Origin of the sequence: Streptomyces fructofermentans, from assembly GCF_014651055.1 — a bacterium.
Classification (GTDB): Bacteria; Actinomycetota; Actinomycetes; order Streptomycetales; family Streptomycetaceae; genus Streptomyces; species Streptomyces fructofermentans.
In genome coordinates, this window is the sequence record NZ_BMWD01000002.1 from 116,387 (window position 1) to 130,938 (window position 14,552).

At 70.0% G+C, this 14,552-nt stretch carries 14 protein-coding genes, 1 tRNA gene and 1 pseudogene; 7 read left to right on the forward strand and 9 right to left on the reverse strand.

The window, feature by feature from the left end:
- The 3 genes and pseudogenes from IE265_RS03605 to IE265_RS03615 all read right to left on the reverse strand — a co-directional run.
- Positions 1-2,004 (reverse strand): N-6 DNA methylase, encoded by a 2,004-nt coding sequence (locus tag IE265_RS03605; protein ID WP_190033837.1) that lies wholly within the window; start codon positions 2,002-2,004, stop codon positions 1-3.
- 579 nt (positions 2,005-2,583) lie between these two features.
- Entirely contained in the window at positions 2,584-3,726 is a 1,143-nt protein-coding gene (locus IE265_RS03610) for a hypothetical protein (protein ID WP_229916010.1), read from the reverse strand.
- A 543-nt stretch (positions 3,727-4,269) separates the two neighbouring features.
- Positions 4,270-4,595 (reverse strand): annotated as a pseudogene (locus IE265_RS03615) (helix-turn-helix domain-containing protein); the annotation flags it as partial.
- Between the two features lie 849 nt (positions 4,596-5,444).
- Here IE265_RS03615 and IE265_RS03620 point away from each other — a divergent pair.
- Complete coding sequence (locus IE265_RS03620; protein WP_190033838.1) at positions 5,445-5,588, forward strand: hypothetical protein; 144 nt, start codon at positions 5,445-5,447, stop codon at positions 5,586-5,588.
- Between the two features lie 9 nt (positions 5,589-5,597).
- Here the strand turns inward: IE265_RS03620 and IE265_RS03625 are convergent, their stop codons facing one another.
- On the reverse strand, positions 5,598-6,095 hold the full coding sequence (locus IE265_RS03625) for a toll/interleukin-1 receptor domain-containing protein (protein ID WP_190033839.1): 498 nt from the start codon (positions 6,093-6,095) through the stop codon (positions 5,598-5,600).
- A gap of 510 nt (positions 6,096-6,605) precedes the next feature.
- Between IE265_RS03625 and IE265_RS03630 the strand changes: the two genes are divergently transcribed.
- The 3 genes from IE265_RS03630 (at position 6,606) to IE265_RS03640 (ending at position 8,842) form a co-directional block, all read left to right on the forward strand.
- Positions 6,606-6,770 (forward strand): hypothetical protein, encoded by a 165-nt coding sequence (locus IE265_RS03630; protein WP_190033840.1) that lies wholly within the window; start codon positions 6,606-6,608, stop codon positions 6,768-6,770.
- Between the two features lie 702 nt (positions 6,771-7,472).
- Complete coding sequence (locus IE265_RS03635; protein WP_229916011.1) at positions 7,473-7,625, forward strand: hypothetical protein; 153 nt, start codon at positions 7,473-7,475, stop codon at positions 7,623-7,625.
- Positions 7,625-8,842, forward strand: a complete 1,218-nt coding sequence (locus IE265_RS03640) for a tyrosine-type recombinase/integrase (protein WP_190033841.1) — start codon at positions 7,625-7,627, stop codon at positions 8,840-8,842. The genes IE265_RS03635 and IE265_RS03640 overlap by 1 nt, the downstream gene beginning before the upstream one ends.
- Before the next feature lie 100 nt (positions 8,843-8,942).
- Here the strand turns inward: IE265_RS03640 and IE265_RS03645 are convergent.
- Positions 8,943-9,016: transfer RNA gene (locus IE265_RS03645), tRNA-Pro, on the reverse strand.
- 100 nt (positions 9,017-9,116) lie between these two features.
- On the opposite strand from IE265_RS03645, the gene IE265_RS03650 reads away from it, so the two are divergent.
- The gene (locus tag IE265_RS03650; RefSeq protein WP_190033842.1) at positions 9,117-9,638 is read left to right on the forward strand and encodes a DUF309 domain-containing protein; all 522 of its coding nucleotides are present in this window, start codon (positions 9,117-9,119) and stop codon (positions 9,636-9,638) included.
- Positions 9,639-9,749: 111 nt separating this feature from the next.
- Here the strand turns inward: IE265_RS03650 and IE265_RS03655 are convergent, their stop codons facing one another.
- A complete protein-coding gene (locus tag IE265_RS03655; protein ID WP_190033843.1) occupies positions 9,750-10,523 on the reverse strand; it encodes a sulfite exporter TauE/SafE family protein in 774 nt (257 codons plus the stop codon).
- A 151-nt stretch (positions 10,524-10,674) separates the two neighbouring features.
- Here IE265_RS03655 and IE265_RS03660 point away from each other — a divergent pair, with 151 nt between their 5' ends.
- Entirely contained in the window at positions 10,675-11,505 is an 831-nt protein-coding gene (locus tag IE265_RS03660; protein WP_190033844.1) for an alpha/beta hydrolase, read from the forward strand.
- Between the two features lie 197 nt (positions 11,506-11,702).
- A complete protein-coding gene (locus tag IE265_RS03665) occupies positions 11,703-12,362 on the forward strand; it encodes an isochorismatase family protein (protein ID WP_190033845.1) in 660 nt (219 codons plus the stop codon).
- Between the two features lie 152 nt (positions 12,363-12,514).
- Here the strand turns inward: IE265_RS03665 and IE265_RS03670 are convergent, their stop codons facing one another.
- From IE265_RS03670 to IE265_RS03680, 3 genes are read right to left on the reverse strand one after another with little or no spacing between them, the layout of a single operon-like run.
- Positions 12,515-12,745: a hypothetical protein gene (locus IE265_RS03670; protein ID WP_190033846.1), complete on the reverse strand. Its 231-nt coding sequence runs from the start codon at positions 12,743-12,745 to the stop codon at positions 12,515-12,517.
- The gene (locus IE265_RS03675; protein ID WP_190033847.1) at positions 12,742-14,316 is read right to left on the reverse strand and encodes an amidohydrolase; all 1,575 of its coding nucleotides are present in this window, start codon (positions 14,314-14,316) and stop codon (positions 12,742-12,744) included. Before IE265_RS03675 ends, IE265_RS03670 begins: the two co-directional genes overlap by 4 nt.
- A 12-nt stretch (positions 14,317-14,328) precedes the next feature.
- Entirely contained in the window at positions 14,329-14,547 is a 219-nt protein-coding gene (locus IE265_RS03680) for an MbtH family protein (RefSeq protein WP_190033848.1), read from the reverse strand.
- Between the last annotated feature and the right edge of the window lie 5 nt (positions 14,548-14,552).

A 14,552-nucleotide genomic window follows, 5' to 3' on the forward strand; every position in this document is an offset into this window, starting at 1 on the left:
TCACTCCCCCGTCAGCCTGCCCTGGGCCAGCAGCCCCGACAACGTGGCGGAGAGCGAATCACCGTGCCTGCCCAGGTCGGCCACCGACTCCTGGAACCGGACGAGTCGGCGGTGGACCTCCCCGATCCGCCGCTGCTGCGTCGCCGGCGCGCGCAGGACGCGCAGTCGGCGTACGTCGACCCGGGAGGAAGAGGAGGCACGCGTCCCTGCCCGCTGGTCGTTGCCTGGCGCACTCAGACACGCGGCGAGGAAGAACGGATCGAGCACAGCAGGGTCGGTCCGCAGCCGGACGGTGTGGGCACCGAGCAGTCGCGGTCCAGCCGTCTCGACCCAAACGTCGAATCCGCCGGCCGCGGTCACGACCACTACATCGCCGAAGGACGTCAGAACCCCCTGTCCTTCAGCCTCCAACTCGGCGGCGTGCGCCGCGGCAACCCAGGGTTCCTCACCCCGTACGGCCCAGGGGGTGACGACGCGCAGAGCATCCTCGGCCGGCGCTCCCTGCTGGATCAAATCGTCGGCGACAACCTTGCCGGGCGTCACGTCCAGAACACCGGAACGCTCCAAATCACCCACGAAGGTATAGCCGAAGTCGTCCGGCACTGCGGCACTCGCCTCGTGTTCGCGAACGGCCTTGGCCGCATCGTCCATGTCCATCAGCGCCTTGTCCCAGCCGGTCCAGGCGCGCCGCAGTTCCACCGGCCCCACCGGTCGCTCGGTCACGGTACGGCGAGAGGGCGTCAGGTCGGTCTCGTCGTCGAGCAGTTCAGCGGTCGGCACCCGTGTGACGCCATGTAGGTCACTGCCACGCAGGGCCGCCAGGGTGCGCTGACGCAGACTGTCCCAGTCGACGGCCGTGCCGCGACCGGTGAGCGCGGTCGTCCGGCAGTCCGCAGCGTCGACGAAGGTCACGTCGTCCGCGGAGTGTTCACGGGGTGTCGCCAGCAGCCACAGGTGCAACCCCACCCCATGCGGCGGCGCGCTCCCGGGTGGCAGCGCGACTACGGCTCGCACGGCCCCGGTGCGCACCAACCCCGCCCGGATTCGCCGTCCGGCCCGGCGCGAAGCGACACCCGGCGGCAGTACCAGCACTGCGACTCCCCCGGGTTCCAGCACGGACAGGCAGTGCTGCACCCACGCCAGCTCAGGCTCGGTCCGTGGTGGCGTGCCGTACGTCCAGCGAGGATCGGTCGCCAGTTCGTCGTGTCCCCAGGAACGTTCGTTGGTCGGTGGATAGCTCAGAACCACATCGGCACGGGAGGCGTGCCGCAGGGGGGCATCAAGCAGTGTGTCCCCAGACTGCACCTGTCGCTCACAGCCAGGCAACTCCAGAGCCAGCCTGGCTCGGGCCAGGCGAGCGAGTGCGGCATCGTTGTCGACACCTGCCAGCACAGGCGGAGGAACCTGCCCCGACCACCGCCGACCGGACGCAGCCAGCAGCGAACCCATTCCGCACGCAGGGTCCAGCACCCGACGCACCGGCGCACTGCCCTCACGTAGTTCGTCCGCCAGGGCCACCACGGTGTCGGCCAGTTGCCGGGGACTGACGATCAACTGGCGTACGTGGACAGCATGCCAACGATCCAGCAGCACGGCGAAGGCTTCCCTCGGCGACTGACGAAGAGCCAGCCTCACGACCTCGTCCGCCAGCCCCCGGTCGGCAGCACCGAGTTCCGAGGATCCACGCGGCGGGTTCATCGCCGGGATCGCCAGGCGCTCCCCCGCCGAGGCTAGTAGATGGGCCATCCCGTCCCGGTCGCCGAGGTCCTCGATCCGCGGCCAGAGACGGTCCCAGCCACTGGAGGACTCGTCGATCTTGCCGTGCCTTAGAAGCCAGGACTCCGCATCCGCCAGGGAGAACAAAGGGCTGGCATCCGTGCCGCCGACCGGTTCCGGGAAGTCGCTGTGCCGCCGCCTCCAGTTGCTCACGGCGGCACGACCGACTCCGGCAAGCCGCGCGATCCCTGCAAGGCTGAGCGTGACCGGTTCATCGTGCTGCTCCATGGTCTCTCGTTTCAGGGATGGTCCAGCTGGATATGGCGGGCAACGACGCACCTGAGGCACGGTGCAGCCGACGAGCGAAGCCTACGCGTTGACTCTGTCAATGCACTAAGACCCAGGGTGCACGAGAGCCGTGCCCTGCAGCGAGCCACACGCACCGCTGTCATTCTCGACGCCGGCCCGCTCCTAAGCAGATGCCACAGTGGAAGGGCAGATGTCTGGATTCAGTGGACGCTCCGCCTGGACAGCTCAAGCGTGGATCCCCGGCTACTCCGCCACCAAGCTGGTCGTGGCCTGGCGCTCGGGAGACTCACGAACCCTCGTGCGGTTCGTTCCGGCCGCACATACGTTGACCGTACCGAAGTCATGACCAGGTTCCCGGTTTCGACTGGATGAACTGGGCCCGCCAGCAGCACCCGCTGGCCGACCCTGTAGTCGAGGCCACCGGGGACAGCTTCGCCTCTATCACCGTCACGGTCTTCGAGAACATCATCGCGGTCCCTTACCCGCCCGCTCGAAAATCGCCACGCACTCCACATGATGCGTCACCGGCAGCAGGTCGGCGAACTGCTCATGCGCGCGTCACCGACCGCCCCGCCGTTCCGGCCCGTCAGGGCTCCATCCCCTGAGATATGGCTTGATTTCCTCCGGCGTGGGTTCTCGTACGTCTGGCATCTTCGGCAGCTCACTCAAGGGGTCGATCGACCTCACGTACGCCCGTGCCCACTCCAACCAGCGCCGGGTCTGACTCAGAGTCGGCTCGTCTACAACGCCGTGAAGCTCGCCAATACGATGTTCCCATGCCGTGCAGTACGCGCTGAGGGCAGCAGACTCCTGCCAGCGCCCGGCCTCTTCGCGTAGTGCCTGGGTAAGTTGTTCGCGAACAGCCTGTTCTTTCGCCGCCTCCACGGCCGCTCGCCAGCGAACTTCGCGTTCCACAATGGCCTGCTGCTCGTCCTGCCTGCGCCGGGCGTCTTGTGCCGCTCGTACCTCGATCTCTGCAAGGACCGCGTCCAGGGCCTCTTCGAGCGTCCGGGTCTTCCGATCTCGCCAGCGGCCGGGCCGGTCGGTCAGGCCATGAGCGAGCTCCACGACGAGGCGAGAGGAGCGGTCGGGATCCAAGGACTGCGGGAACTCCTGCCTGACACTGACGGTGTAAGGGAGGCCGTCGATAGCAATGTCCACTCCGCCCTCGCGTGGGTGGAAGAACGAGTGGGCCTTCCGCACCTCGTACCCTCGCCGGACTGCCTCAGCCGACAGTCCCTGCAGCAGAAGGAGCGACCTTCGGCGGAGCACAGAAGGCATGACGAGTCGGCGCTCGTCGTCTTTGAGCGCGGTCACGATCGGATGGAGGTTCCCCAGCCGTGAGGGAACGGGAACTGGATCCCCGCCTTCCTTCGGCCGTTGACTCCGCGCATTGGGATGCGGGCCATCCGCAAGGAAAAGCTCCAGGCCCGGCCCACCGTACGGAACCTTCTCAATGCGCTTGCCCGCTGGTTCCAGGCCGTGCCGTTTCGCATAGTTGACGACGCGCCGCCACTCCGCGACCTCGCCGTCATCAGGGCCGGTGATCCGAACGCGGTCCTCGGCGACGAGCCGCTCGATCAGCTCATGAGCCTTCGCCCGCCGGGCCCGCGCGACGGGCCTCTCGCTGTAGGGCGTCCGAGGTCTGGCGGACGTTGCCGGCTCACCGCCACCAGCGACCGCAGAGTCGTCGTCGATCATCAGACCCCACCATCCCGCAAGGCATCGGCCGAGCGCCAGTCACTCGACATCCAGGCTCCACCACCTTCGCTGGAAACGAGGCCGTTCGACGGCCCGTACGCCCGTACAGAGCCGAAAGACACCCGTCAGCAGTGGGAGTCCCCTGGGACTTTTCTGGGACTTCCGGCCCCATCAAGCGGCACGAACGTGAAACAGCCGAAAGGTCATTCGCGCAGGTCATCGACCACAAGTCACTCATCGCGGCAGGTCACCGCGTTCCCTGGTCTCTTCCGGGACATCTGACCGTCAGGAACCAGCAACTCTGCGCAGAGCGTCGCCCACCCTCGGCGCCCCATCGATATACGCCACCCTGACAGGGCCCGGCCTGCCCAACATATCGCCTGACACCCCATCAGAACGAGCGTCAAATGAGCGTCACGAACGTCAGTTCAGCGTCAAGATATCGCCCGTAACGCCCACATCGCACATAACACGCATGCATAAAGCCGCAGGTCAGGAGCCCTTTGCCACCGGCTCCAGGATCGCCACGCACTCCACGTGATGCGTGCCGTCGACGATGTAGACGGTGTCCTTGCGCGGCCGACGCGCGGGCGAGATGGCCAGCAGCGGTGCGAGATGGTCCACGATGCGGTCGGCCGTGGACTTCGAGACTCCGAACAACGGCGCCAGCTGCCGCAACGTGAGGTTCGTGCGCCAGTACGTTGCCACCAGCAACACCCGGTCCTTCAGTGACAGCCGCCACGGCCGGCCATGCTGAACGTCGCCACCTCGGCGCCGTACCAGTGCCACCAGCCTCGCGAGCGGCACCTCGGTCAGACCCGCAAACGGCTGGTCCACTTCGGATCATCTGCTGAGATCACCCCACCCACGCCCGACCAACGCACCAGCCGCACCACCGGTCACGGGACAACCTCTAGGAGAACCTAATGTCCACCACCGTCACCGTCCGCCGCGTGCAGGCTGCACGCAAGTCCCCCGCCAAGCCGACCCCCACCGTGAAGGTGGGCACGGTGGTCCAGGCCGCCGTAGACGCGGGCCTGGTCCCGAACACGAAGAGCGGCCGCAGCGACTACGCCGCCTGGTGCCAGCGAGACTCGACCGCCGCCGTGCAGGCGTTGGTCGGCTACCGCAAGATCGCAGCCGCCGCGAAGACCGCGCCGCCGCCCAGCACGCGACCGGCCCCCGCCACGCCCAGCGCCGAGCCGCAGTACCCATCGTCGTGGACTCCGCCCGCGTCGCAGGCGCAGTCCAAGGGCGTACGGCGAGACTCCGCAGGACAGCCGTCGGTGGTGCGCGCGGCGCAGGCCAACGGGTTCCGCACCCGCGCCAGCGCTGCGCGAAAGTCGGCCGTGCGGGCAGACCAGACCATCCTGGCGCCGAGCGACACCGGGGACTACCTGGCCGCCCAGGCCAAAAATCGCCGCCGACACCCAGGCGCAGGCCCAGCGGCGCCTGCACGCCCACACCGACCGGCGCACGGCTGTCGCCGCTGCCAGCGCCCCGGCGCGGGCCCAGCAGGCCGCCGAGCGCGCCGGGCCGGACCGCCGCGCCGCAGGCCACGCCCGCCGGTACGGGCGCTGACCCCATGACTCCTCGCGCTCGTCCCGGTGTCGCTTCCGGGAAGATGTCAGCCACCGCCGACGAGCGCGAGGTCGCAACACCCAGCCGGGCCGACCGCCAGGAGGTACGCCTTCCCCCCGAAGCGGTCGGCCCGGCTGGTGTGCGAGCAGCCCGTCGTGGACCCGGCCGCCGACTACAACGACGGCGGCCCGCACTCGTACTGCGCATGGAAGGCCAAGCGCATAGAGCGCGACCTTGCAGGCCCTCCGCCCGCGACGGGCTGGTCCGACGTTCGCTGGTAGATCCGGACGTCAGGCAGCGGGAAGCGCGGCGGCAGCAGCAGCGATCTTGGCGGCGACGGCGTCGAGCGACGACTCCTTCGTGCTCAGCCCGGAGTGCGACGCGAGCATGGGGCTGACGTCATAGAGCTCGTCGAAGGTCACCCCGTGCGTCACGGGCACGACGCGGTTGGTGCCGAGCAGGACGGCGAGCTCCTTCTCGGCGATCCCCTCGTTCTTGATGCTCTCGAGCAGGGCTGGCGTGACCAGCACGATGCCGATCCGGGAGTTACGAAGCCCCTTGTCGATCTCCCGCATCTGCAGCGAGCCCAGCGGGATGTCTTCCTCGCTGAACCACACCGTCGCACCGGTCGTCTTCAGGTGACCGTAGAGCTCCTTCGCGCTGCCCTCGCGGTCGTTCCAGGCGTGGCAGAGGAAGAGGTCTCGCTTGTCCGGGTGTACCTGTGCCTGTACCGCAGCCTTGTCGGCGTAGGGCTCGACCGCCCGCCACTCGGTCGGGGTGTACGACACCGTCCTGCCGGACCTGGTGCGCCGCGAGGTGCCGCCGCCATACGACCCGCCGGACGACCGACCGCCACCGCCGCCACCACCGTAGGAGGGTCCGGACGAATACGACGGGGTGTGCGACCTCCGTCCCCAGCTGCTGCACGCTGGGCAGTTCGCGGCCCCACTCGCGGTGCGGTGGCCTCGGGAGGGTGCTGTGCATTGCGCCATGCGCCCATGGTAGAGCGAACCTCCGACACAGTGTCGTGGTTTGTTGAACGGTCGGCAGCAGCACGTTCAGGGCCGTCGCGGGTGTGGTTCGTCGGTGGTGCGACGTACGCTCGTTGCCCAACGCGGAAGGACGCAGGATGACGGATCCCACGCCCGACCAGATCGCCGCCGCGCAGGCCGACGCTCGGCTCCGACGGACCGACGTCGGGCACCAGCCCGATCATCGAGCGCTACCTCGTGCGGTTACCGCTCGACAACAGGTGCGCGCACCTGCGCGCGGTGCCGTTGCAGCCGATGTTCCTACTGATGCCGACCGACCTGTGGCGCTGCCGTGACTGCGTCGCCGCGTACGCCGCCAACCCGCTCCAGCTGACCGACGTCGAGGAGAACACCTGCGACATCTGCACGATCCGGCGGCTCCGCATTGAGCGTCACCAGCCCTCGGCGTCACATCGTCACTCGCAGCTTTGACGCCACCTGACCTGCCCAATGCACACCTGACACCCCATCAGAACAAGCGTCAAATGAGCGTCACGAGCGTCATTTCAGCGTCAAGATATCGCCCGTAACGCCCACACCGCCCATAACGCGCACGCGCAAAACCGCAGGTCAGACACCCTTAGCCACCGGTTCGAGGATCGCCACGCACTCCACATGATGCGTCATCGGAAAGGTATGAATCAGCACGGCACCTGATACGCCAACCATGTACGCGATCGTCCACGCATCCGGCGAATCTCGTCACCCCGTGGGAGCCGCGCTCCGGCGATCTCGTCGTGAGCGAGGGGAACATAGCCGCACATCGCCGGTTAGCCAAACCGGCGTTCCTGCAGACGATTGTTGTCCAACGTCTGCCCCGAGCACCACCGCGGATCGATCCATCGGCGAGAACTCACCACCGCTGCTGAGGTGGAATCCCTGCTCTCCGTCTGCGCGTCGTCCGTCGCCGGAGGTTCTTCTCCCGTACCCGTTTGGTGCTCCATAACGCCCGGAGATCCACCACCCTTGCCCCCCGAACCGATAGCAGCTTCCACAAACCGTCAGCCGCGCAAGCAACAGGAGGGCGCGCCACCCTCCGTAGCCAGACGCACTGTCTCCGTCCAAGATGACAACCGTTCGTCTCTCCTGGCCGACGCCTGGTATTCGACGAGCGACCTCGCCGCCCGTCTGCACGTGGACGCCTCGACTCTGCGGCGCTGGCGCACCGCTCGGCCGCCGCAGGGCCCGCCGTTCGTCTCCATTTCGGAACGCGTCGTCCTGTACAGCGCGCTCGACGTGGCGGAATGGCTGCGCAGCCGCCGGACCGTCCCGGGCCGAGAAGCCTGATGGCCGAGAAGGCCATTGTTCCGGTCGGTGTCCGACTCTCCACCGACATCGAATACCGGCCCGATCGCCCCCATCCCTACCGAGCGCGAGTCCGCTGGTTCGATCCCGCTACGAAGCGGCGTCTGTCCCTGTCCGAGGGGAAGGCGGACGAGGACGAGGCGCAGGAGTGGCTCCAGGACATCATCGAGGCCGCGCAGGCCGGGCTGTCCCCGTCGCTCGCCACCATGAAACTCGCCGAATACGGCGACGCGAACATGGATCTCGCCCTGCGCGGGCTGGAGTTGAAGACCCTCGACCCCTATCTCGCGGGATGGCGGATGCGCGTGATCCCTGCCCTGGGCCACCTCGCCGTAAGGATGATCACCAACGGCATCGTCGACCGCACGGTACAGAACTGGATCGTCGACGAACTCAGCCGCTCCACGGTCAAGAACACCATCGCCGTCCTGGTCCGCGTCATGGAACAGGCGGTCCGCGACGGCATCATCAAAGTCAACCCCGCCCGCATCAGCGGCTGGCAGAAGCTCTACAAGCAGGCCGAGGACGAACTCCGCGACCCCCGGGCCCTCGCCCTGCCCGACTGGGACACGCTCGTCGAGCTGGCCGACGCACTCGTGGCCGCCTCCTACAACCAGTACCGCGGCTGGGGCGACGTCGTTCTGTTCGCCGCGAGCACCGCTGCCCGGATCGGGGAAGTCTCCGGGTGCCGCGTCGGAGATATTGACACCAGCCAGTGGATCTGGACGGTACGGCGGCAGACCACGCCCGCGCCCGGCGGACTCACCGACAAGGGCACCAAGGGCAAGCGCGCCAGGAAGGTTCCCATCATCGAGGAGATCCGCCCGCTCGTGGCCCAGCGCATCCTCTCCGCCGGCCCCGCCCCTGACGCACGTCTGTTCACCGGCCCGCGCGGAGGACGCATCTCCACCGCGGTCCTGCGCGACGCGACCCACTGGGACGAGGTTGTCACCCGCCTCGGCTACGAGCACCTGCGCCGCCACGATCTCCGCCACACCGGACTGACCTGGTTCGCGGACGCCGGAGTCCCCCTCCACGTACTGCGCAGGATCGCCGGCCACGGATCGCTGACGACCACTCAGCGCTACCTGCACCCGGACGTCCACAAGATCACGGCTGCCGGTGCGGCACTCTCCGCACACCTCAGCGTGCTGCGCGCCCCGCGCACGCTTCCCGCAACGACTGTCCTCACCCGCTGACACCGGTCAAGGACCGCTGGTCCCCATCTGGTCCCCAAGAATGATCGAGGGGCGGTTTCGGATTCCTCCGAAACCGCCCCTCACCTGCGACTCCATAGAGTCGGGACGACAGGATTTGAACCTGCGACCCCTTGACCCCCAGTCAAGTGCGCTACCAAGCTGCGCCACGTCCCGATGCGCTTCGTCGCGGTGAACCGCGTGATCGCGCGAACAGAACTTTACCCCACTTCGGGGGCTGCTTCGCCGAGGGCGTGGTGCGGGGGACAATCGTGGGATGAGCAGCACTTCTGGTGACGGACGGGACAGGGACACCGAGGGGCGGGCGCGCAACGCGCGGCCCCGCGACGGCCTCGGGCGGCCACTGCCGTACGGGACCGACGGCGTGGAGCGCCAGCCCGAGGGCGTGGTGCGCACGCCCGAGGAGACGGTCGCCGAGGCGCAGGCGCTGCTGACGGCGGGGAAGCCGTTCCACGCGCACGAGGTCTTCGAGGACGCCTGGAAGTCGGGGCCGGAGGCGGAGCGGTCCCTGTGGCGCGGGCTGGCCCAGCTCGCCGTGGGGCTCACCCACACGGCCCGGGGGAACCTCACGGGCGGCGTGCGCCTGCTGCGCCGGGGGGCCGGTGTGGTCGAGGAGTGGGGCGCGGACTCCGGCCGGAGCCGCCCGCACGGGCTCGACCTGGCCGGACTGGGCGCGTGGGCGACGGAGTTGGCGCGGGAGGTGGAACGCGACGGCAGGCCGGTCGACGCGGGCGAACGGGCGCCGCTCCTGCGCGGCGGGACGCCCGGTCGACCGTAGGGCCGGGGCCCACCGGACGCACCGCACGCACCAGACGCACCGGACGCACCGGCCGGAGACGTGCCGCGCCTCCCGGGACCGGCACCGCGCTGCGAAGCCCGCGCCCCGGGGTCAGCGGAGGAGGAGCTGGAGTCCGCCGACCACGGTCGCCGCGATCACCAGCTGCTCGAACAGCCGCTGGTTGATCCGGTCGACGGCCCATTTGCCGATGACCGCCCCGGGCACGACGAAGGCCGCGAGCGCGGCGTCCAGGAGCAGCGAGCGCCCGTCGATCAGGCCGAGGCCGACGCTGAAGGGCACCTTGGAGACGTTGACGATCAGGAAGAAGAAGGCGGAGGTGCCCAGGAAGCCGAGCTTGCGGAAGCCCGCGGACAGGAGGTACATCGACATGACCGGCCCGCCCGCGTTGGCGACCATGGTGGTGAACCCGCCGAGCACTCCGTACGACCGGGCCTTGACTCGCCCGGCCCGCGTGACCACCGCGTCGGGGTCGTCCTCCGCCTCGGCCCGGCGGCGCCGCCACACCGTGACACCGGCCATCAGCAGCAGGATCGCGCCGATCGACGTCCGGACGGCGGCGTCGTCGGCCCACACCAGGAACAGGGTCCCGACGACCACGCCCGCGGCCACCGCCGGGAACAGCCGCCAGAGCGTCGGCCAGTGCGCGTGGCGCCGGTAGGTGAGCACGGCGAGCACGTCCCCGACGATGAGGATGGGCAGCAGCACCCCCGTCGACGCCCGGGCCGGCAGGACCGCCGCGAAGATCGCGAGGCTGACCGTGTTGGCGCCGCTCACGGCGGTCTTCGAGAAGCCCACGAGGAGGGCCGCCGCCGCGAGTACGGCGAACTCCCACAGGGATATGTTCCAGAGCGTCATCGTGTTCATGCGGGGACCGATGCTATGCCCACGCATCCGGCGGCGTACGGGCGGTCCCGCGGGGCGGACCGCCGCGCCGACGGCCGCGTGCCGCGGACCGGCGCACTCCGCCGCCTGGAAAGATCCCTCCCGAAGCTTCGCCGACGCCGATGGAGGACCCATGGCCGACTCCCGCGAGCACGTCCTGACGGGCACCCGGTGCAGCGTCACCGCCCGCGAGTGGCCACTGGACCGGCCCCGTTACGTCGCCCTGCTGGCGCACGGCCACGGAGAGCACATCGGCCGGTACGCGTATGTGGCGGACGTCCTGCGCGGGCACGGCGCCGCGGTGTTCGGCCCGGACCACATGGGCCACGGCAGGTCCGCGGGCGAGCGGGTGCTGATCGAGGACGTCGAGGACGTGGTGACCGACCTCCGCGCGGTCGACGCGCTGGCCCGGGCCGCCCACCCCGGTGCGCCGGTCGTGCTGGTCGGCCACTCCATGGGCGGACTGGTCGCGGCGCGCTTCGCCCAGCGGTACGGCGACTCCCTGGCCGGGCTGGTCCTGTCCGCTCCGGTGGTCGGCGGCCCGGAACCGCTCCGCCGGCTCCTGGCGCTCGATCCGCTGCCGGACGTGCCGATCGACCCGTCGGCGCTGTCCCGCGACCCGTCGGTCGGCAGGGACTACGCGCGGGACCCGCTCGTCTGGCACGGACCGTTCAAGCGGCCCACGCTGGAGGCCTTCACGCACGCTCTGGAGACGGTCGCCGGACACGGTGACGTGGGCGCGCTCCCGCTGCTGTGGATGCACGGCGACGACGACCGAGTCGTACCGCTGTCCGCCACCCGCGCGGGCATCGAGGACCTGCGCGGCACCGAGTGGACGGAGCGGCTGTACGCGGGGGCGCGGCACGAGCTGTTCAACGAGACGAACAAGGACGCCGTCCTCGGGGACGTGACCGCCTTCGTGGACCGGGTCCTGCCGGCCCGACCCTCGCAGACCGAAGCCTGACCTGCCCCACGGGACGGCTGCCGGCGTGCGGGAGTGCGGCGGTGTCCAGGCGGGCGGGCGCCACCCGCCCGGAGCCTGCGGGCGACACACGGTCGAACAGGCCGGCGCTCAACCCACACTCCATCAAGTTAGCTTAGGCTAAGCTAACTTCCTCGTATCCGGACTCGGCAGCCACTCCACCAGGGAGGAGTCCGCCCATGGGCTTTCCGGTCATCAGCTCCTATCCCATGCCCGACCGTTCCGCGGTCCCTCCGTCCGGGCCGCCGTGGACGATCGATCCGGCACGGGCCGCTCTCCTCGTCCACGACATGCAGAACCACTTCGTCCAGGCCTTCCCACCGGACCTCTCCCCCGTCGTGGAACTCGTGGACAACATCGCCGCCCTGCGCGAACTCGCGGGCACCCTCGGCATGCCGGTGGTGTTCAGCACCGAGCCGGCCGCCCAACGACCGGGCCAGCGCGGCCTGATGACCGACATATGGGGTCCGGGCATCGGCCAGGAACCGGGGGACGGCGCGGCGATCGTCGCGCAGCTCACGCCCCGGGTCGGCGAACACGTGCTGGTCAACGTCCGCCACAACGCCTTCCTCCGCAGCCACCTCGGCAGACTGCTGCGCTCCACCGGGCGCGACCAGCTGATCCTCTGCGGTGTACGGGCGCACCTGGGCATCCTGCTGACGGCGGCGGACGCCTTCATGAACGACATCCAGCCGTTCGTGGTGGCCGACGCGGTGGCCGACTTCACCCCGGAGGACCACTCCATGGCGCTGCGCTGGATCGCCCGCACGGGGGTCGTGTGCACCACGGACCGGTTGATACGCCACCTGCTGCACGGCAGGGCCGCGCACAGCGTGTGAGGCAGCGCGGGCCCGAACCGGACCCGGCGTTCACGCAGTCGACGGCCGCCGACCCCGGTCAACGGCCCTGCGGTCACGGCCCGGCCGTCACCGACAGCGCCCCCGGTCGGCGGGAGCGCCCGGGCGCCCGGGGGCGGGGCCCGGGCCGACGGTCACGCGCAGGGGCGCCCCGGGTAGTCGCCGCTCTCCGGAACGCCCGCCGCGCGCATCCGGCCCAGGACGTCGGGCAGCACGCTCTCGTCGTCGAAGTCCACCAGGCAGTTGGTCTCCCGGTCGAAGACCAGGACGTCGCCCGCCGTGTCCCAGAGCACCCACCGGTGCGGGTACGCGGGCTCCTGCCACAGGTGCTCGTACCGCTCGACCTCGTCCGTCCGCGTGCTCACAGCGCGTCCTCCTCCGTCTCTCGGCCGCCGACGAATGTCGCGACCACGTCGATGCCGCCGATGCGCGAGGCGTCGACGCGCGTGGGGTCGTCGCCCAGGACGACCAGATCAGCCCGCCTGCCCGCGGTGAGGCTGCCCGCACTGTCCTCCCAGTGGCAGGCGTGGGCGCCGTCCACCGTGTAGGCGCGCAGCGCCTGTTCGACCGTGATCCCCTCGTCCGGGCCGATCGCACGACCGGACAGGGAGGCCCGCTCGACCATGAACTGGACGGCCCTGAGCGGCGATCCGTCCGCGACGGGCCGGTCGGAGCTGCCGACGAGCCTGATCCCATGGTCCAGGAAGCCCTTCCCCCGGTACAGCCAGGGTGCCCGCTCCTCCCCCATGATCTCCGCGTAGTCGTCGCCGAAGTGGCGCAGGAAGTTCGGCTGGACCACGGCCGCCACCCCGAGGCGCGCGAAGCGGGGCAGTTGGTCGGGCCTGACGAGTCCCGCGTGCTCGATGCGGTGCCGCGCGTCCGGGCGCGGCCGGATCCGCTGGGCCCGCTCGATGGCGTCCAGGGCGACGTCGACGGCCCGGTCGCCGATGGCGTGGACGGCGAGCTGCCAACCGCCGAGGTGGCCGTCCACGATCGTGCGCGCCAGGTCCTCCGGCTCCTCCTGCAACTGGCCCGCGTGGTCCAGTCCTTGGTAGGGGCCGGTGAGAGCGGCCGTCCGGGCCATCATGCCGCCGTCCGTGTAGACCTTCAGCGCGCCGACCGAGAGCATCTCGTCGCCGAAGCCGGTGCGCAGTCCGAGGTCGAGGGCGCGCGGGATGCCGTCGGCCTCGTGCGCGGCGACCGGGCGCAGCCGGTCCGCCGACACCATGAGCTGCACCCGCAGGGGCAGTCTCCCCTGCTCGCGCGCGAGTTGGTACGCGCCCAGCTCGACCGGGGTGTGTCCGAAGAGGGCGCCGCCGATGCCCGCCTCGGCGCAGCCGGTCACCCCTTCGGACAGGCAGGCGCGGGCGGCCCGTCCGATGGCCTCGGCCAACTCCTGCTGGGCGTACGGCAGCCGCAGGGCCCGCGCGGCCCCCATCGCGCCCTCGGCCAGGAAGCCCTGGTCGTGTGCGATGTCGGCGGGCAGCCTGTCCAGCACGGCGGTGTTGACCATGCAGCCGTGGCCCGAGTCGTGCAGCAGGTACACCTTGCGTCCCGCGCTGACCCGGTCCAGTTCGGCTGCGGTCAAGTGGCGCCCCAGACCGCGCTGGTCGTACCCGGCGAGGTTGGTCCAGCCGCCCTCGGGCGTGCTCAGTACGGCCTCGGCCACCGCGGCGAGGACGTCCTCGACCGAGTCGCAGGGGGCCACGCTGGGCGTGACCGCCTTCAACCCGGTCCAGGCCAGGTGGACATGGCTGTCGATGAATCCGGGCAGCACGGTGGCGCCCTGGAGGTCGACGACGCGGCGCGCGGGGAGCCGGGCCACCTCCTCGTCCAGGCCCACGATCCGGTCCCGCCAGATGCCCAGTTCGCGGGCGACGGGCCGGTCGGGGTCCATGGTGAGGAAGCGCGCGTTCGTCAGTCTCGTGGTGAGCATCGGGGGTGTGCCTCAGCCGGTCCGCTCCATGTGCTCCACCAGGCTCTTGGGCCGCATGTCGGACCAGTTGGCCTCGATGTGGTCCAGGCACTCCTGGCGGGGAGCCGGTCCGTGCGCGACGGTCCAGCCGGCCGGGACGTCCACGAAGTCGGGCCACAGGCTGTACTGGCCCTCGTCGTTGACCAGTACGGAGTAGACGCCGTCGGGGTTCTCGAAGGGGTTGGTGCTCATGAGGA

Coding starts and splice junctions, on each gene's coding strand:
- IE265_RS03675 (WP_190033847.1), bottom strand. CDS start 14,316: ATGCTCACCACGAGACTGACGAACGCGCGCTTCCTCACCATGGACCCC.
- IE265_RS03680 (WP_190033848.1), bottom strand. CDS start 14,547: ATGAGCACCAACCCCTTCGAGAACCCCGACGGCGTCTACTCCGTACTG.
- IE265_RS03610 (WP_229916010.1), bottom strand. CDS start 3,726: ATGATCGACGACGACTCTGCGGTCGCTGGTGGCGGTGAGCCGGCAACG.
- IE265_RS03655 (WP_190033843.1), bottom strand. CDS start 10,523: ATGAACACGATGACGCTCTGGAACATATCCCTGTGGGAGTTCGCCGTA.
- IE265_RS03665 (WP_190033845.1), top strand. CDS start 11,703: ATGGGCTTTCCGGTCATCAGCTCCTATCCCATGCCCGACCGTTCCGCG.
- IE265_RS03630 (WP_190033840.1), top strand. CDS start 6,606: ATGCCGACCGACCTGTGGCGCTGCCGTGACTGCGTCGCCGCGTACGCC.
- IE265_RS03660 (WP_190033844.1), top strand. CDS start 10,675: ATGGCCGACTCCCGCGAGCACGTCCTGACGGGCACCCGGTGCAGCGTC.
- IE265_RS03650 (WP_190033842.1), top strand. CDS start 9,117: ATGAGCAGCACTTCTGGTGACGGACGGGACAGGGACACCGAGGGGCGG.
- IE265_RS03640 (WP_190033841.1), top strand. CDS start 7,625: ATGGCCGAGAAGGCCATTGTTCCGGTCGGTGTCCGACTCTCCACCGAC.
- IE265_RS03605 (WP_190033837.1), bottom strand. CDS start 2,004: ATGGAGCAGCACGATGAACCGGTCACGCTCAGCCTTGCAGGGATCGCG.